Annotated in this window: 11 protein-coding genes and 2 tRNA genes; 10 read left to right on the forward strand and 3 right to left on the reverse strand. The window is 67.4% G+C overall.

The window, feature by feature from the left end; translation table 11 throughout:
* Nucleotides 1–212 precede the first annotated feature (212 nt).
* The gene (locus tag AC1DBN_RS17775) at nt 213–2,165 is read right to left on the reverse strand and encodes an FAD/NAD(P)-binding protein (protein WP_314216445.1); all 1,953 of its coding nucleotides are present in this window, start codon (nt 2,163–2,165) and stop codon (nt 213–215) included.
* An 87-nt stretch (nt 2,166–2,252) separates the two neighbouring features.
* Here AC1DBN_RS17775 and AC1DBN_RS17780 point away from each other — a divergent pair, with 87 nt between their 5' ends.
* The 4 genes from AC1DBN_RS17780 (at nt 2,253) to AC1DBN_RS17795 (ending at nt 7,192) form a co-directional block, all read left to right on the forward strand.
* Nucleotides 2,253–4,556 (forward strand): prolyl oligopeptidase family serine peptidase, encoded by a 2,304-nt coding sequence (locus AC1DBN_RS17780; RefSeq protein ID WP_390896718.1) that lies wholly within the window; start codon nt 2,253–2,255, stop codon nt 4,554–4,556.
* 128 nt (nt 4,557–4,684) lie between these two features.
* Nucleotides 4,685–5,173 (forward strand): GNAT family N-acetyltransferase, encoded by a 489-nt coding sequence (locus tag AC1DBN_RS17785; protein WP_477723799.1) that lies wholly within the window; start codon nt 4,685–4,687, stop codon nt 5,171–5,173.
* 99 nt (nt 5,174–5,272) lie between these two features.
* A tRNA-Ser gene (locus AC1DBN_RS17790) sits at nt 5,273–5,360 on the forward strand.
* A 350-nt stretch (nt 5,361–5,710) separates the two neighbouring features.
* Nucleotides 5,711–7,192 (forward strand): MFS transporter, encoded by a 1,482-nt coding sequence (locus tag AC1DBN_RS17795; protein ID WP_314216773.1) that lies wholly within the window; start codon nt 5,711–5,713, stop codon nt 7,190–7,192.
* Here AC1DBN_RS17795 and AC1DBN_RS17800 read toward each other — a convergent pair.
* On the reverse strand, nt 7,116–9,353 hold the full coding sequence (locus AC1DBN_RS17800; protein WP_231994451.1) for a RecQ family ATP-dependent DNA helicase: 2,238 nt from the start codon (nt 9,351–9,353) through the stop codon (nt 7,116–7,118). The two genes, AC1DBN_RS17795 and AC1DBN_RS17800, sit on opposite strands and share 77 nt — an antisense overlap.
* A gap of 141 nt (nt 9,354–9,494) precedes the next feature.
* Between AC1DBN_RS17800 and AC1DBN_RS17805 the strand changes: the two genes are divergently transcribed.
* The 4 genes from AC1DBN_RS17805 (at nt 9,495) to AC1DBN_RS17820 (ending at nt 13,222) form a co-directional block, all read left to right on the forward strand.
* Nucleotides 9,495–10,913: a phosphomannomutase/phosphoglucomutase gene (locus AC1DBN_RS17805; protein ID WP_091718216.1), complete on the forward strand. Its 1,419-nt coding sequence runs from the start codon at nt 9,495–9,497 to the stop codon at nt 10,911–10,913.
* 3 nt (nt 10,914–10,916) lie between these two features.
* Nucleotides 10,917–11,405: a hypothetical protein gene (locus tag AC1DBN_RS17810; RefSeq protein WP_091718214.1), complete on the forward strand. Its 489-nt coding sequence runs from the start codon at nt 10,917–10,919 to the stop codon at nt 11,403–11,405.
* Between the two features lie 15 nt (nt 11,406–11,420).
* Nucleotides 11,421–11,906 (forward strand): RrF2 family transcriptional regulator, encoded by a 486-nt coding sequence (locus AC1DBN_RS17815; RefSeq protein ID WP_091718212.1) that lies wholly within the window; start codon nt 11,421–11,423, stop codon nt 11,904–11,906.
* 155 nt (nt 11,907–12,061) lie between these two features.
* Nucleotides 12,062–13,222, forward strand: a complete 1,161-nt coding sequence (locus AC1DBN_RS17820; RefSeq protein WP_477723800.1) for a globin domain-containing protein — start codon at nt 12,062–12,064, stop codon at nt 13,220–13,222.
* A gap of 147 nt (nt 13,223–13,369) precedes the next feature.
* Here the strand turns inward: AC1DBN_RS17820 and AC1DBN_RS17825 are convergent, their stop codons facing one another.
* Nucleotides 13,370–15,196, reverse strand: coding sequence for a phosphoenolpyruvate carboxykinase (GTP) (locus AC1DBN_RS17825; RefSeq protein WP_091718208.1), 1,827 nt, complete (start codon nt 15,194–15,196; stop codon nt 13,370–13,372).
* 276 nt (nt 15,197–15,472) lie between these two features.
* Here AC1DBN_RS17825 and AC1DBN_RS17830 point away from each other — a divergent pair.
* Together AC1DBN_RS17830 and AC1DBN_RS17835 are read left to right on the forward strand one after the other, a co-directional pair.
* Nucleotides 15,473–15,546 (forward strand) — tRNA-Arg (locus tag AC1DBN_RS17830).
* A gap of 274 nt (nt 15,547–15,820) precedes the next feature.
* Nucleotides 15,821–17,275, forward strand: coding sequence for a dihydrolipoyl dehydrogenase family protein (locus AC1DBN_RS17835; RefSeq protein ID WP_477723801.1), 1,455 nt, complete (start codon nt 15,821–15,823; stop codon nt 17,273–17,275).
* Nucleotides 17,276–17,296: the final 21 nt, after the last annotated feature.

Raw genomic sequence — 17,296 nt, forward strand, 5'->3', positions numbered from 1 at the left:
AAAGGGGTGTCCCTCCCGGCCAGTTGGCCGGGAGGGGCACTCCTTTTCATTGCGCGGAGATCCTGGACAGATAGCGGTGACTTCCGCGCCGCTCAGCCCGCGGTACGTGCTCAAAAACTCAGGGGACGACGACGGTTTCCGAGTACGTGGACGAGTCGCCCTTGATGGAGGTGCTGCTGCGCCGGGTTATTTCCCGGGCGGAAGACGCGCTGTTACGCGGCGCCCAGGATGGCCTGTGCGATTTCGTCGGCGTCCCGGAGGGTGCGCTGGCCGCTGCGGTAGGCCGGGGTGCCCGGCTGGTGCGCCTCGGCGGCGATGGCGGTTCCCCACTGGGCGGACGAAAGTTGCAGGCCCAGCACGTACATCCCCTCGGTGACCGACCCGTTGGCGGCGAGGGGCCGGTACGGGTGCGGTTCCACGTCCAGGCCGGTGGACTGCACCGGCGCCCCCTCGGCGGTCATCATGTGCCTGGACCGGACCAGCCCGTCCTTGAGCAGCTGTTGCAGGAGCGGAGAGTCGTTGGCAGAGACCCGGTTGCCGGGCGCGAGGGCCTCCACCATGGTCCGGGCGGCGGCGGGCGGGCCCTCAACCCAGGGTGAGGCTGCGGTGAAGGTTCCGGCCTTGCGGTCCACGCCGAATTTCGGATCCGGACCCACAAAGCTGACGATGCCGGCCCTCGCCAGCGCTGCCAGCTGCTCCGAGCGCAGCGCAGGCGGCCCGCTGGCCAGCCCTTCCACGAACGACTCGAACCAGCCACGCAGGCCGGCCACCCAGGATTCGTCGGTGATGCCGCCGTCGGCCACTGCCGTTTTGAGGACGGCGCGGCCGTGGTGCAGGGCACCGATGGCCATCTTCACGGGGTCATCCTCGCCGAGCGAGGAACGGCGGGCGTCGTCGAGGAGGAACTCGACGACGGCGGCGTCCTGCTCGGCGCGCGACGCGAAAGTGCGTCCCGCCAAAGGCGCGGCGAGCCCCGGAAGGTCCAGCCGGTGCCGCGGCCCCACGTGGATGGCCAGCACGCTGTCCACGGCGTCTTCCCAGTTGGCGGCGCTGTGCGCGTGCGGGTGCAGGGCTTCCTCAAGGGCGGCTAGGAACGCTGCACTGTCCGGGACCGCGCCGGGCTGCGCGCGGACCAGCGTTGAGTAGTAGGCCCAGAGGGTGTCGCGGTGCAGGAGGGGCCAGAGGTCGTGGTCGAACCCCGGACGGATACCGGCAGCCTCGAACCGGTCCAGGGCAGCCTCCGTGAGGTAGCGGAGGGTGACCGAGGAGGCGTAATAGCCTTCCAGCGCCGCTTTGGCCCGGTAGGGGGTCCCCCTGCGGGAGGCGGCGATGATGAACGGTTCCTGGCCGGAGGGCTCATACTCCAGCCGCCCGGCCGGGCCGCCGGCGGTGAATTTGCCGCCGCGGCCCTCGGTCAGCTGGACCATCGTGTCAAAGAAGTTCAACCCCATGCCGCGCACCAGGACCGGTTCACCGGCCGGAATTACGGCCCAGTCCACGTCAGCCGGAACGGCCGGCGGCAGGTACCGCAGGCCCAGCTGCCCCGCGGAGGCCTGCAGTTCGCGCTGTTCGGGATTGAGCCTGGACGGGATGTGCCCGAGGGCCAGCACCACCGAATCGGCGCGGATCGCCGCCCCGGTGGCCAGGTCGACGTCGAACGTTCCGTCTCCCACCGGGTGCACCGACAGCGCGGACGTCTCGTGGAATTCGATGGTGACGCCGTCGGGCGCCTCGGCGAGCAGGTCCGCCAGCGTGGAGCGCAGGTACCGGCCGTAGATCGCACGGCTGGGGAAGTCGTTGGACCCGAGCACTGCGAGTTCGGCGAGTTCCTCCGCGGTGAGGGACGGAAGCGGATCCTGCTGCTGCCGTTCACGCCAGCGGTCGAACGTGGTCCCGGCGACGGCGGCCGGCAGGTCGGGATCCTCGGGAATCAGCGTGGGATAGAAGGACTGCGTGTTCATCAGGAACAGCCGCGACTGCCCCGGCTGCCAGACATGCCCCGGCCCCGCGGGGTAGGGGTCGATGACGTCGATGTGGAGCCGGACGGCAGCCCTGCCTCCCCGTTCGGCCCGGTGGCTGGCGTGGGCGAGCAGGCGCTCCAGGACACTGGTGCCCCTGGGGCCGGCACCGATGATGGCGGTCCGGGTGCTCTGCGTATTTTCCACGCCTTCCAGAGTACGGGCTTGCGTTGAAGAGGGAGGGCTGGCCGCTTGACTTGCCACCCCCGAGCGGATGTTGTTTGGATGGGGCGCATGACCACCACTGCAGCTGATTCAGCGTCCGGCCACGGCAACACCCCCACGGACGGCAGGCCTGCGGGCACCGGCCCCGGCGGCAACGGCGGCCTTGGCGGCCTCGCGCCGGAGCCAACCGACGAAAATGTGTGGCTCGAGGAGATCTACGGCGAAGAGCCGCTCGCCTGGGTCAAGGAGCAGAACTCACGCACGGAAGACCTCCTGGAGGACGCCGACTACGCCGAGCTCGAGGGCAGCATCCTGGAGGTGCTGGACTCCACCGACAGGATCGCCATGGTAGGCAAGCGCGGCGACTGGTACTACAACTTCTGGAAGGACCGGGACAACCCCAAGGGCCTGTGGCGCCGCACCACGTGGGAAAGCTACTGCACGGAGTCCCCCGAGTGGGACGTCCTGCTGGACGTGGACGCCCTGGCAGCCGCCGAGGGCGAGGAGTGGGTGTTCCACGGCGCCACGTTCCTCCGGCCGGCCGCGGGCGAGCCTTACCGGCACGCGCTGCTGGCGCTCTCCCCCGACGGCGGCGACGCGAACCGGTTCCGGGAGTTCGACGTCGAATCCCGCACGTTTATTGACCCGGCGGTGGGCGGTTTTGACCTGCCGACGGCGAAGGGCAACGTGTCCTGGCTGGACGCGGACACCCTCCTGGTCTCCTCCACGGCGGACGGGCTGCCCAGGACGGCGTCCTCCTACGCCCGGACCGGTGTCACCCTGAAACGCGGCGAAACCCTGGCCGGCGCACCCCGGCTGTTCGAGGTTCCCGAACAGCACATGATGGCCGTGGTGGCGCACGACTCCACCCCCGGTTTCGAACGCACCTTCGCCGTGGACTACATCGACTTCTTCAACCGGACAAACCTGGTGCTGCGCGACGGTTCATGGGTGGCCATCGACGTTCCCACCGACGTCAACGTCAGCGCACACCGCGAATGGCTGCTGTTCCGCCCGCAGCGGGACTGGGCGCTGGATGGCACCACCTATCCGGCCGGCGCCCTGCTGGCCGCCAATTTCGAGGACTATCTGGCCGGAGCACGCGACCTCGTGGTGCTGTTCACGCCGGACGCCCACACGTCCCTGCAGTCGTGGAGCTGGACGCGGAACTTCCTGCTCCTCAACCTTCTGAGGGACGTGTCCTCGGAAATCCGGGTGCTGGACCCGTCCCGCCCGGCCGATGCCGCCGACGGGTCCTTCGGGGACGGCTCCGCCTGGGCCTCCACGCTCCTGGACGCCTGCCCGCCGCTGCATGACGTCAACGCCTATGCCGTGGACGATGAGGATGAAGCAGCGGCCGACGGCGGTGCGGGCGACGACTTCTGGCTGATCGCCACCGGATTCACCACGCCCAGCACGCTGATGCGCGGCACGCTGGAACGTGGCCGAGACGATGCCGGGACGCACGGCGTGGTGAGCCGGCACACGGAGGTGAAGTCCTCGCCGTCGTTCTTCTCCGACGCCGAGTACGAGGTCCAGCAGCACTTCGCGGTCTCCGACGACGGCACCCGGGTTCCGTACTTCCAGGTCTCCTCCCACAACCTGCCCCTCGACGGCCAGAACCCCACCCAGCTCTCCGGCTACGGCGGCTTCGAGGTCTCCCGGACGCCCGCCTACAGCGGAACGGTGGGGCGGGCCTGGCTGGAGCGGCGGACCACCGGCCTGCCGGTCGACGGCGGGGAGGCACCGCATTCGCGCGGCGGCGTCTACGTGGTGGCGAACATCCGCGGCGGCGGCGAGTACGGGCCGGCGTGGCACCGCGCCGCGCTGCAGGAAAACCGGCACAAAGCCTACGAGGACTTCGCCGCGGTGGCGCGGGACCTGATTTCCCGCGGCGTCACCTCCCGCGAGCGCCTGGGCTGCGTGGGCGGCTCGAACGGCGGGCTGCTGGTGGGCAACATGCTGACCCGCTACCCCGACCTGTTCCGGGCCGTGTCCTGTGGCGTGCCGCTGCTGGACATGCGCCGGTACACCAAGCTGTCCGCCGGGCACTCCTGGATCGCCGAATACGGGGACCCGGACGTGGCGGAGCAGTGGGAGTACATCCGGACGTTCTCCCCGTACCACCTGCTCAAGGACGGCATCGAATACCCGGAAACGTTCATCTGGACGGCCACCTCGGATGACCGGGTGGGCCCCGTGCAGGCACGGAAGATGGCTGCCCGCATGCTCGCCATGGGCATACCCAACGTCTGGTTCCACGAAGCACTGGAGGGCGGCCACGCGGGAGCATCGGACAACCGGCAGGCGGCAGCTTTGCAGGCCCGCAGCCAGCACTTCCTGTGGAAGGCGCTGGCGGGCGGAACGTCGTGACGGCGGTGCCCGCGCCGGGGGTGCCCGCGCCGGGGGTTCCTAGGCCTGGGGTTCCTGGGCTTGAAGTGCCTGGGGCTGAGGTCTCGGTGCCGCCTGCTGTCTCGGTCCGCAGGGCTGTTACCACGGATGTGGAGCGGCTTGCAGACGTGCACATCCGTTGCTGGCAGGAAACCTACCGCGGGATGCTGTCCGATGCGTTCCTGGCGGCGGCTGACCGGGACGGCCGGCTGGCGCTGTGGCGGCACCTCCTGGACCGGCCGGACCCCGCCGAAGCGTGGGTGGCGTGCGACGGCGACACGGTGGTGGGCTTCGCCGGTATCCGTTCAGTTCCCGCACCGGATTCCCCGGAAGGACATCCGCCACCGGTGTCCGGCGCCCTGGAACTGTGGGGGCTGTACCTGTTGGCATCCCACCAGGGCTTGGGCCTTGGCCGGCAGCTGCTTGGCGCCGCCCTGGGCACCCGGGCTGCGAGCCTGTGGGTGGCCGCTGGCAACAGCCGGGCCATCGGCTTCTACCGCCGCTTTGGCTTCCAACCGGACGGCGTGGCCGACACTTTGGCGAACTGGGAGGACCTGCCCGAGTTCAGGATGGTGCGCCCGGTCCAGCCCGCTGCCTAGGCTGAACGGCCCCGGCCAGCCTTCCGCATCGCAGGGCCGCAGCCGTTTTGCACTGCATGGCCGGATCTGCGTATCCTTGGTGGGCTAGGAATAGCAATTGGAGACGTGCCAGAGCGGCCGAATGGGCTTCACTGCTAATGAAGTGTGGGGCACAACTCCACCGGGGGTTCAAATCCCCCCGTCTCCGCGTTCGGCCCCGGTCCCTGGACCGGGGCCTTTTGCGTACCCGGGGGCGTTTTCCCGCGTGGTCCGGTCTGATTCCTGGCCTTGTTCGCGGATCAGAGCCTTGTCGGCACAGTCCTGCGAACAAGCTTCTGACCCGAGCGGCAAGACGCGAGTTCCCGACCCAAGCCAGCCAGACGACAGATCCCCCCACTCCTAAGCTTGTTCGCGGATCAGAGCCTTGTCGGCACAGTCCTGCGAACAAGCTTCTGACCCGAGTCCACCGGACGACAGATCTCCATCCGGCAACTCCGCTGCATTCCGGGGATCGGACGCACTCTGCTGGCGCAGGCTGCCTGGTGGCAGGATAAGCGGATGGCAGTAAGAGATCGGGCCCACGCGCAGGGGGACGCCGCGCAGGCATGGAGCCCGCGGCTGGCCCTCCTGGTGGCAGCAACCTTCTTCATGGAGTTCCTCGACGGGACCATCCTCACCACTGCCATCCCCAATATCTCAGCCGAGTTCCGTGTTCCCGCGGCAGACGTCAACATCACAATGACGGCCTACCTGCTCACCGTCGCCGTCGGCATTCCCATCAGCGGCTGGCTGGCCGAACGTTTCGGGGCAAGACGGATCTTCTGCCTGGCCGTTGCCATCTTCACCGTTGCTTCACTGGCCTGTGCCCTCAGCCAGGACCTCACCACGCTGACGCTGAGCCGCATCGCCCAGGGTGCCGGGGGCGCCATGATGGTTCCGGTGGGAACGCTGGTGGTGCTGCGGGGCACGCCTAAATCGGAGCTTTTGCGGGCCACAGCGTTCCTCGTCTGGCCCGGCCTGCTTGCGCCTGTCCTCGCACCCCTGGTGGGCGGTGCACTCACCACGTACCTGTCCTGGCACTGGATCTTCCTGATCAACCTCCCGCTGGGGCTGGCGGCCTTCCTTGCGGCCCTGCGCCTGGTCCCAACGTCTGCTGGCGATAAAGGCCGGCGGCTGGACTGGCCCGGGCTGTTCCTCACCACGCTGGGTGTCGGCGCCCTGGTGGTTGGCCTTGAACTGGCAAGCTCCCACCCGGACGGCCCCTGGGCGGGCATCAGTGCAGCAGCAGGTGCAGCCTCCCTGCTCGCGGCCGTGCTCTGGATGCGCCGTGCCAGCAACCCCCTGTTCAACCTGGACGTGTTCCGGACCCGCACGTTCCGCGCGATGGCCACCGGCGGATTCGTTTACCGGCTGACCATCAGCTCGGTTCCCTTCCTGCTGCCCCTGATGTTCCAGGCCGGTTTCGGGTGGACCCCCATCCACGCAGGCATCATGGTGGCCGCCGTCTTCATCGGCAACATCGGTATCAAACCGGCCACCACTCCCCTGATCCGCCGCTTCGGGTTCAAGGCCATGCTGGTGTTCGCGTCCCTCGCGTCAGCAGCCACTTTTGCGCTGTGCGCGCTGCTGACCCCGGAGACTCCGCAGGTGCTGACGTTTGCCCTGCTGGTCTGCAGCGGGGCGTTCCGCTCCATCGGGTTCTCGTCCTACGCGTCGGTGCAGTACGCCGATATCGTCCCCGCGCAGTTGACGTCGGCCAACACCGTTTCGGCAACGCTGGTGCAGCTCGCCACGGGTGCCGGGATCGCAGTAGCTGCCTTGCTGATCCGCATCTTCGACGGACTTGGCTCATTTCCCCAGGATGACGCAGGTCCGTACCGCGGAGCCTTTCTGGCCATGGCAGTCCTGATGCTGGCCAGCACCGTGGACAGTGTCCTGCTCCCGCGGCATGCGGGAGCAGCGGTCAGCCGGCCTGCGCCAGAACCAGCGGAAGCACAGCCCCGGCCCCGGCCTGCCGAAGGGCGCGCCCCGCGACCGTAAGGGTCCACCGGCTGTCCGCCAGGTCGTCGATCAGCATCACGCTCTGCCCCTGGATGGAACCCAACGCCGCTTCGAGCTCGGGGCCAACCACCACCCGGTCCCAGACCCCGGCCAACCGGTAGGCGCTGTTGCCGCCGCGGCTTCCTGTGGGGCCGCCGTGGGCCAACTGCAGGGCGCCGAGATAGGGGATGCGGCCAATGTCCGAAATCCCGCGGGCGAGGGATTCCACCAGCTGCGGTTTGCTGCGCGACGGCATGCTCACGATCGCCGCAGGCCGGCCTCCACCGCTCCAGCCCGCCGTCCGGGAGTCACCTGTTCCCCACTCCCGCAGGACCTGGACGCAGGCCTGCAGCATGGCAGGGTCCACCGGACGGTCTTCCGCGCCGGCGGCGAAGATGGTCCGCAGGGCACCGCCCCAGCCAAGGTCGGTCAGCCTGGCCAGGACGCGGCCCTCTGACAGCGCCTCCGGCGGCTTGATCTTTCCCTTGACCGGAACGCCCAGCCGGTCCATCCCGCTGGGCCACTGCAGCCGCGGCTCAAGGACGCCGCCGGCCCTGCTGAGCGTCTGCCCGGCCGCGTTCGTGGCATCAGCTGCGACGTCGGCGGGGAACCACTGCCCGGCGCAGTTGTCGCACCGGCCACAGGCGTGGGCGGTCTCATCATCAAGGACGGACGTGATGTATTCCATCCGGCACCCGGCAGTGTCCTGGTAGATGATCATGGAGTCCTGTTCATCCACCCGGGCCTCGGCAATGCGCTGGTACCGCTCCGCGTCATAGACCCACGGCCGCCCGGTGGAACGCCAGCCACCGCCTACCCTTTCCACGGCCCCATCCACCGAGAGGACCTTGAGCAGCAACTCAAGCGGGGTCCGGCGCAGGTCCACCCGTGCCTCCAGCGCCACGGTGGACACGGCACTTCCCGCGTCGGCGAGCGCCGTCAGGACAGCGGCAGCTTTCTCCTCCGACGGCATGGACGCGGTGGCGAAGTACTGCCAGATGTCGCGGTCCTCGGAGCCCGGCAAGAGCAGGACATCGGCGTTGGCGGCTCCACGCCCTGCACGGCCCACCTGCTGGTAGTAGGCAACCGGCGACGACGGCGCCCCGAGGTGGACCACGAACCCGAGGTCCGGCTTGTCGAAGCCCATGCCCAGAGCGGACGTGGCCACCAGGGCCTTGACCTGGTTGTCCTTGAGCAGCTGCTCGGCGCGCTCCCGGTCTGCGGGGTCGGTGCGGCCGGTGTAGGACAGCACTTCGTGGCCCGCCTCCGCCAGGAGCCGGGCGGTGTCCTCGGCGGCGGAAACGGTCAGGGTGTAGATGATGCCGCTGCCGGGCAGGTCCGACAGGTGGGTCAGCAGCCACCCGAGGCGCTGGCGGGCGTCAGGGAGCGCCAGGACGCCGAGCCGCAGCGAATCGCGGCCGAGGGCCCCGCGGATGGTCAGGACGCCGGCACCCAGTTGCTCTTCGATGTCGTGGACCACGCGGGAGTTGGCGGTGGCCGTGGTGGCCAGAACCGGCACCGAGTCCGGCAACTGCTCGATGAGGTCTGCGATCCGGCGGTAATCAGGACGGAAGTCGTGGCCCCAGTCCGAGATGCAGTGCGCTTCATCGATGACCAGCAGTCCGGTGCGCCGGATCAGTTCCGGCAGCTGGTTTTCCCGGAAAGAGGGGTTGGTCAAACGTTCCGGCGAGACCAGGAGAACGTCAACCTGGTCCGCCGCAAGCTGTTCGCGGACGGTGTCCCACTCCAGCTGGTTTGCCGAGTTGATGGCGACGGCCCGGACACCGGCCCTGGCGGCAGCGGCCACCTGGTCACGCATGAGCGCCAGCAACGGCGACACGATCAGGGTGGGGCCGGCCCCGCGGCGGCGCAGCAGGAGGGACGCCACGAAGTAGACAGCCGACTTGCCCCACCCGGTGCGCTGGACCACCAAAGCCCGCCGGCCGCCGTCGACCAATGCCTCAATGGCCTCGTACTGGCCGTCGTGGAAATCTGCCCCCGGGTTTCCCACCAGCTCACGCAGCACAGCCAGCGCCTGGCTGTGGGTGCCGGTGCCGGAACCGCCCGGAGGGGACGGCTGCGCAAAGGAAGCGGCAGCCCCAAAATCAGCGTCAGAATCAGTATCGGTCTGGGAAAGGGTGGCGTTCCGGTTTTCAACCATTGATTCAGTATCCCAGCCGCCCCTGACAACCGGCTTACGCCCAACAGTTATGTGGAAAGGCCCACAGATCCCTTCCGTCACAATCGCCAGCCCCGTCTCCCCCTCCACAGGCACCGCACGGGTCCACGTAAGATAAAGCCCGTGACTAGCGAACAGACAACGACTTTTGACCTTTCGGCATCCTTCAAGGCCTACGACGTCCGTGGCATTGTGGGCGAATCGATCACCGCCGAAATCGTCGAAGCCGTGGGGGCCGCTTTCGTGGACGTCCTGCAGCTCGAAGGCCAGACCATCCTGGTGGGCGGCGACATGCGCCCCTCCTCGCCCGAGTTCAGCAAAGCCTTCGCCGACGGTGCTGCCACCCGCGGCGCCAACGTGGAACTGCTGGACCTGATTTCCACTGATGAGCTCTACTTCGCCTGCGGCCTCCTCAACCGGGCCGGGGCCACCTTCACCGCAAGCCACAACCCCGCCGGCTACAACGGCATCAAGATGTCCAAGGCCGGCGCTGTCCCCATCTCCTCCGAAACCGGCCTGAAGGACGTCCAGTCCCTGGCCGAGCACTACCTCAGCACGGGGACCATCCCGGCAGCCGGCCAGCGCGGCCAGATCGGTGTGCGCGACGTCCTGAAGGAGTACTCCGAGTACCTCCGCAAGCTGGTGGACCTCTCGGGATCCCGCCGCCTGAAGGTTGTGGTGGACGCCGGAAACGGCATGGCCGGGCTGACCACGCCCGCCGTTCTGGGTGACGCCCTGCTGCCCAAGCTGCCGTTCGACATCATCCCGCTGTACTTCGAACTGGACGGTTCCTTCCCGAACCACCCCGCCAACCCGCTGGAACCGGAAAACCTCCGGGACCTGCAGGCCGCTGTCATCGAACACGGCGCGGACATCGGGCTGGCCTTCGACGGCGACGCCGACCGCTGCTTCGTGGTGGACGAGAAGGGCGAGCCCGTCTCGCCGTCGGCCGTTACCGGCATGGTCGCCCGGCGCGAAATTGCCCGTGCGAAGGCCCAGGGCGAAGCCACCCCCACGATCATCCACAACCTCCTCACCTCCCGCGCGGTGGCCGAGCTGGTGGAGCACGACGGCGGTCGGGCCGTCCGTACGCGCGTGGGCCACTCCTTCATCAAGGCAGTCATGGCCGAGGAAGGCGCGGTGTTCGGCGGCGAGCACTCGGCACACTTCTACTTCCGCGACTTCTGGAACGCGGACACCGGCATGCTGGCGGCCATGCACGTCCTGGCCGCGCTGGGTGAGCAGGACGGCCCGCTGTCCGAGCTCGGCCGCGAGTACGAGCCCTACGTCAGCTCCGGGGAGATCAACTCCGAGGTGGAGGATAAGCCGGCCGCCGTCGAGCGCGTGCGTGCAGACTTCGCCGGCGAGGACATCACCATCGACACCCTTGACGGCAGCACCTTCACGGCCAACGACGGCAGCTACTGGTTCAACCTGCGCCCGTCCAACACAGAACCTTTCCTGCGGCTCAACGCCGAAGCGACAGACCGGGCCACGATGGAACGGGTCCGGGACCGGGTCCTGGCCCTCGTGCGGGCCTAACCCGTGGCCGACCATACCGGGCCCGCCACGGCGGGGCAGGAAAGCTGGCGGGAGTCTGTCCCCGAAGCCACGGCGACCGACCTTGAAAACCTCCTCGGAACCGGCGTCAGCGCCGCCCAGGAGCAGCTTCAGCGCGCCGGCGGCTTCCTCCCGTTCGCCCTCACGGTGCAGAACGACGGCGAGGTGCGGCTGGTGGCCGTCTCCCCGGCGGATGCCGAGGACGGAAGCGGCGCCGAGTTCGACGCTGACGCCATGATCAGCGACCTGAACGCGCTGTTGCGGCAGAACCGGGACGATTACCGCGCCGCTGCCCTGGTGTGCGACATCCTGCTGGTGGAGGAGGACTCCGACGCCATCCACGTTGCCGCCGAGCACCGGGACGGCTCGGTTTTCGCCGCCGTGCTTCCCTACGCGGCCAACGCTGCAACCCAAACCTGGGAGTTCGGCCAGCTGGAGGCCGACACCAACGAGCCCGCCATCTGGGTGGACTAGACCAGGCGCCGCGCCATGAAAATCAACGCGTTTGCCGACGTCAGCCTGCGGGCACTGATGGTGCTGGCGGCCGTTCCGGGCGGCCAGCTCCTGACCACGCAGAACATCGCGGACTCCGTGGGGACGCCGTACAACCACGTCAGCAAGGCCATGGCCAGGCTCCGCACCATGGGGCTGATCGACGTGGAGCGGGGCCGCACCGGTGGTTCCCGGCTGAGCAGTGCCGGCAGGACGGCCACCGTGGGACAGATCCTGCGCGAGCTCGATACCCGCACGGACCCGGCCGACTGCATGGCCGCCACGGGCAATTGCCCCTTGATCAATGAATGCAAGCTGCGCGCAGCCCTGGCCCGGGCACGCGAGGCGTTCTACCGTGAGCTTGATCCGGTAGTCATTGCCGATCTTCCGGGGTCCCGCCAAATGGCGCCGGTTTTCGAGATGATTGGCCTCCGCCCGGGACTGCTGGGACCGCTCCGTCCCAGCGTGCAGCCGGGGCCGTAGCTGGCCTCAACCACCCCTTACAGCCGGGAGCTTTCTCCCAGTTTGATTTCAAACTTCTACGAGGTGTAGAACTGAGGCAGAAATACTCGCATTTCAAATGCAAGCATTTTGTAAAGGCCGGACAAAGGCCCCGGTCCCAACCTCAGGAGTCCGCAATGCTCTCGGATAAATCCCGCCCCGTCATCGAAGCCACACTGCCGCTGGTGGGGTCACGGATCGGCGACATTACGCCCAAGTTCTACGCCCGCCTGTTCGCCGCACACCCGGAACTCCTCGACGGCCTCTTCAGCCGCTCCAACCAGCGCAACGGCAGCCAGCAGCAGGCCCTTGCCGGAAGCATCGCCGCTTTCGCCACCCACCTGGTCAACAACCCGGGCACCCTGCCGGAAACCGTCCTGTCCCGCATTGCCCACCGCCACGCTTCCCTCGGCATCACCGAACCGCAGTACAAGGTGGTCTACGAGCACCTGTTCGCAGCGATCGCCGAGGACCTGGCCGAGGTCATCACCCCGGAGATCGCAGAAGCCTGGACCGAGGTCTATTGGCTCATGGCAGACGCGCTTATCAAGCTGGAAAAAGGCCTGTACGCGGCCCAGGCCAACGGCAGGATGTGGGCGCCGTGGCGCGTGGCCGCAAAGACGCCGGCCGGCGTCGGATCCATGACGTTCACCCTGGAACCAGCCGACGACACCCCCATCACCGAAGCACTTCCGGGCCAGTACGTAAGCGTCAAGGTCCAGCTTCCGGACGGCCTGCGCCAGGTGCGCCAGTACTCCCTGTCGGGCGAAGCCGGCACCAGCCGCAGCTTCACCACCAAGAAGGACGACGGCGGTGAGGTCTCCCCTGTCCTGCACAACAATGTCCAGGTGGGCGACATTCTCGATATCTCGAACCCCTACGGCGAAATCACGCTCAAGGAAGGCGACGGCCCGGTGGTCCTGGCCTCCGCCGGCATCGGCTGCACCCCCACGGCCTCCATCCTGCGCTCGCTCGCCGAAACCGGCTCCGACCGCCAGGTCCTCGTGCTGCACGCAGAGAGCACCCTGGACAGCTGGGCCCTGCGCGGCCAGATGACGGACGACGTCGAGCGCCTGCAAGGTGCCGAGCTGCAGCTGTGGCTGGAGCAGCCGATGGACGGTGCGAAGGAAGGATTCATGTCCCTGCGCGAAGTGGACCTTCCCGCCGATGCGTCCCTCTACCTGTGCGGTCCGCTGCCGTTCATGAAGAACATCCGCAACGAGGCCATCAACGCCGGCATCCCGGCAACCCGCATCCACTACGAAGTCTTCGGCCCGGACATCTGGCAGGCCAGCTGAGACACGTCGGTTGTCCCCACCGGCCCCTGCGCCAGCCCAAAAGGGCCGTCGCGGGCAGTCGATGGGTAAGTTTTAAAGGGAACGACGGCGGCCCCSCACCTTTTTCGCAAAAGGTGCGGGGCCGCCGTCGTACTCAGCGAAGAACTCCTAGGCCAGGCGGGACTTCAGGCCGCTCAGCTCGGACTGCAGCGCCTGCGGCAGCGAGCCGCCAAAGTTGTCGAACCATTCCTCAATGGAGGCCAGCTCGGTGGCCCATTCTGCGGGGTCGACCTTGACGGCTTCCTCCACCTGGGCGGGAGTCATGTCCAGGCCTTCGAGGTCAATGGCCTCGCCGGTGGGTACAAATCCGATGGGTGTTTCGACGGCGTCGGCCTTGCCCTCGAGGCGCTCGATGGCCCACTTGAGGACACGGGCGTTGTCGCCGAACCCGGGCCAGGCGAAGCCGCCTTCGGAGTTCCGGCGGAACCAGTTGACCAGGAAGATCTTGGGCAGCCGTTCCGGGTTGGCCTTGGCGGACAGGTTGACCCAGTGGTTCAGGTAGTCGCCTGCGTCGTAGCCGATGAAGGGCAGCATGGCCATCGGGTCGCGGCGGACCACGCCCACCGCACCGGCTGCAGCTGCAGTGGTTTCGGAGGACAGTGTGGAGCCCATGAAGATGCCGTTGGACCAACTGCGGGCCTCGGTCACCAGCGGGATGGTGGTCTTGCGGCGGCCGCCGAACAGGATGGCGGACAGCTCCACGCCCTCGGGGCTGTTGTATTCCTCGGCGAGCATGTCGATCTGGTCGATCGGAGTGCAGAAGCGGGAGTTCGGGTGCGCAGCGGGCTTGTCCGAGTCGGGCGTCCAGGAGTTGCCCTGCCAGTCGGTGAGGTGCGCAGGGGTTTCCTCGGTCATACCCTCCCACCACACGCCGCCGTCGTCGGTCATCGCAACGTTGGTGAAGATGCTGTTGCCCTTGGCGATGGCGCGCATGGCGTTGGGGTTGGTGCCCCAGCCGGTACCGGGGGCCACACCGAACAGGCCGGCTTCGGGGTTAACGGCGCGGAGCTCGCCTTCCTTGCCGAAACGCATCCAGGTGATGTCGTCGCCGAGGGTCTCCACCTTCCAGCCGCTGATGGTGGGATCAAGCAGCGCAAGGTTGGTCTTGCCGCAGGCGGACGGGAAGGCGGCGGAGACGTAGTACGTCTTCTGCTCGGGCGAGGTGAGCTTGAGGATGAGCATGTGCTCGGCCAGCCAGCCCTCGTCGCGGGCCATGACGGAAGCGATGCGAAGGGCGTAGCACTTCTTGCCGAGCAGGGCGTTGCCGCCGTAACCGGAGCCGAACGACCAGATGGAGCGCTCTTCCGGGAAGTGGACAATCCACTTGTCCGGGTTGCACGGCCAGGGCACGTCGGCCTGGCCCTGCTCCAGCGGCGCACCCAGGGAGTGCAGGGCCGGAACGAAGAAGGCGTTGGTCTCGGTGATGCGGTTCAGGACATCGGTGCCGATGCGGGCCATGATGCGCATCGAGGCCACAACGTAAGCGCTGTCGGTGATTTCGACGCCGAACTTGGGGTCCTCCGCGTCAAGGTGGCCCATGACGAAGGGGATGACGTACATGGTGCGGCCGCGCATGGAGCCAGCGAAGAGGCCGCGCAGCTTCTCCTTCATCTCCGTAGGAGCCATCCAGTTGTTGGTGAAGCCGGCGTCGCGCTTGTTCTCGGAGCAGATGAAGGTCTGCTCCTCGACCCGGGCGACGTCGGCCGGATCGGAGAAGGCTGCGAAGGAGTTGGGGAACAGGTCCTGGTTGAGCCTGGTCAGCGTGCCGGCGGCAACGAGTTCATCGGTGAGGCGCGTGTTCTCCTCTTCGGACCCGTCAACCCAGTAGATGCGGTCCGGCTGCGTCAGCTCAGCAACTTCTTCGACCCATGCCAGCAGTCCGGCATGTGTGGTGGGTGCTTCGTCAAGCAGCGGCTTCTGTGCCAGATCGCCCATTGTGGTTCCCTTCCTCGGGTTCATCGGTGTGTCCTAAATGCTATGGTCCGGACCAGTTCCGGTTTTCGGCAGTTTGCTTGCTACAACTTTGCTCAAAATGCGGATTCCGCGAGATTTCAAGGAATATTTGTGGAAAAGTCTACGATTAAGTGAGGAAGGTCACCTAGACCGGTCTAGTAGCGCAGATAACAGGGCTCTCGATTTGGCACTCCGTCGAGACTCGCGTAAAGTAATTCGAGTTCCAAGGAGAGCGGTTCTTCTCCGGGAACACGAGATGCGCCCATAGCTCAGCTGGATAGAGCGTCTGTCTACGGAACAGAAGGTCAGGGGTTCGAATCCCTTTGGGCGCACAAATGAGGTCCGCACCGGTTCGCCGGTGCGGACCTTCTGCTTTAAGTCTCGGTTTTCCAGGCTATCCACGCCCGCGGCAACGCCGCCAATCCCGGCCTAATTCGCGAGTCAGAACCTTCAAGGCCCAGATACGCGAACAAGGCCAGGATCCCCGAAGACTGCTCGGGGGCCGGCCACGACCTTGCGGACCAGCAAACTTCGCCACACGATGCGGCTACGAAGGCACCAGCCAACCTGCAAGCCCTGTCCTGCGGCCCGGCGTAGGCTGTCCCCATGATTCCTGAGCCTGCTGGGCGCGAGTATGACGTAGTAATAATCGGTGCCGGAGCTGCCGGCGAAAACGTGGCGGACCGTGTGGTCAAGGGCGGGCTCACCGCCGTACTCGTTGAGGCCGAACTTGTGGGCGGTGAATGCTCATACTGGGCCTGCATGCCGTCCAAGGCCCTGCTCCGGCCGGGCACCGCACTGCATGGGGCGCAGACGACACCCGGCGCCAAGGAAGCCGTCACCCGGACCCTGGATGCCAAAGCCGTCCTGTCCCGCAGGAACTACTTCACGTCCAACTGGCAGGACGACGGACAAGTGGAATGGGTCAAGGATTCCGGCATCGAGCTGGTCCGCGGCCACGCCTTCCTCACCGGGCCCAGGACTGTCGAGGTGGCCGGGCTGGACGGGACGGACCACCGGCTCAAGGCCCGGCACGCCGTGGTCCTGGCCACCGGATCGGTTCCCACCCAGCCGCCCATTGACGGGCTGGCGGACGTTCAGGTCTGGAGTAATCGGGAAGCCACCTCGGCCAGCGAGGTGCCGGCCCGGCTGGCAGTGCTGGGCGGCGGCGTGGCAGGAACCGAACTGGCCCAGGCCTTTGCCCGGTTGGGCTCGGCAGTAACGCTCATTGCGCGCAGCGGCCTGCTGGGAAGCTTCCCGGAAGAAGCCGCCGGGCTTGTTGCCGCCGGCCTGCGGGCTGACGGCGTGGACCTTCGCCTCCACACGTCCACGCAGCGGATCGGAATGGACGACGACGGGACGTTCAGTATCGAGCTCGGCGACGGTTCCAGCATCACGGCAGATAAGGTCCTGGTCTCCACGGGCCGGCACCCCGCCCTTGAGGGACTTGGCCTGGAAAGCGTCGGTTTCGGCGCGGACGCGGACGGGCGGCTGCTCCTTGAAACGGACAACACCGGACTGGTGCAGGCCGCCCAGGGTGACGGGGGCTGGCTGTATGCAGTGGGCGACGCCGCGGGCAAGAACCTCTATACACACCAGGGCAAATACGAGGCCCGCGCCACCGGGGACGCCATTGCAGCCCGCGCCAAGGGAGAACTGGATGGACGTCCGGCGGACTGGAGCCGCTTCGCCCAGACCGCCAACGATCACGCCGTCCCCGGGGTGGTCTTCACCGATCCGGAACTCGCAACGGTGGGCCAAAGTCTCCAGCGGGCCCGCAAGGACGGCTACAACGTCTCGTCAGTGGAGCTTCCCATCCAGGTTGCGGGGTCCTCGCTGCACTCCGAGAACTACGAGGGCTGGGCTCAGCTGGTCATCGACGAGGACCGGAAAGTCCTCCTGGGCGCCACTTTCGCCGGGCCGGACGTGGCCGAGCTCCTGCACGCGGCGACCATCGCCGTCGTGGGTGAAGTTCCGCTCCACCGGCTGTGGCATGCGGTTCCCGCCTACCCCACCATCAGTGAGGTGTGGCTGCGCCTGCTGGAGAAGTATGGGCTGTAGGACCATTATTTGAACTGACCG

This window comes from Pseudarthrobacter sp. 10T415 (genome assembly GCF_056394175.1).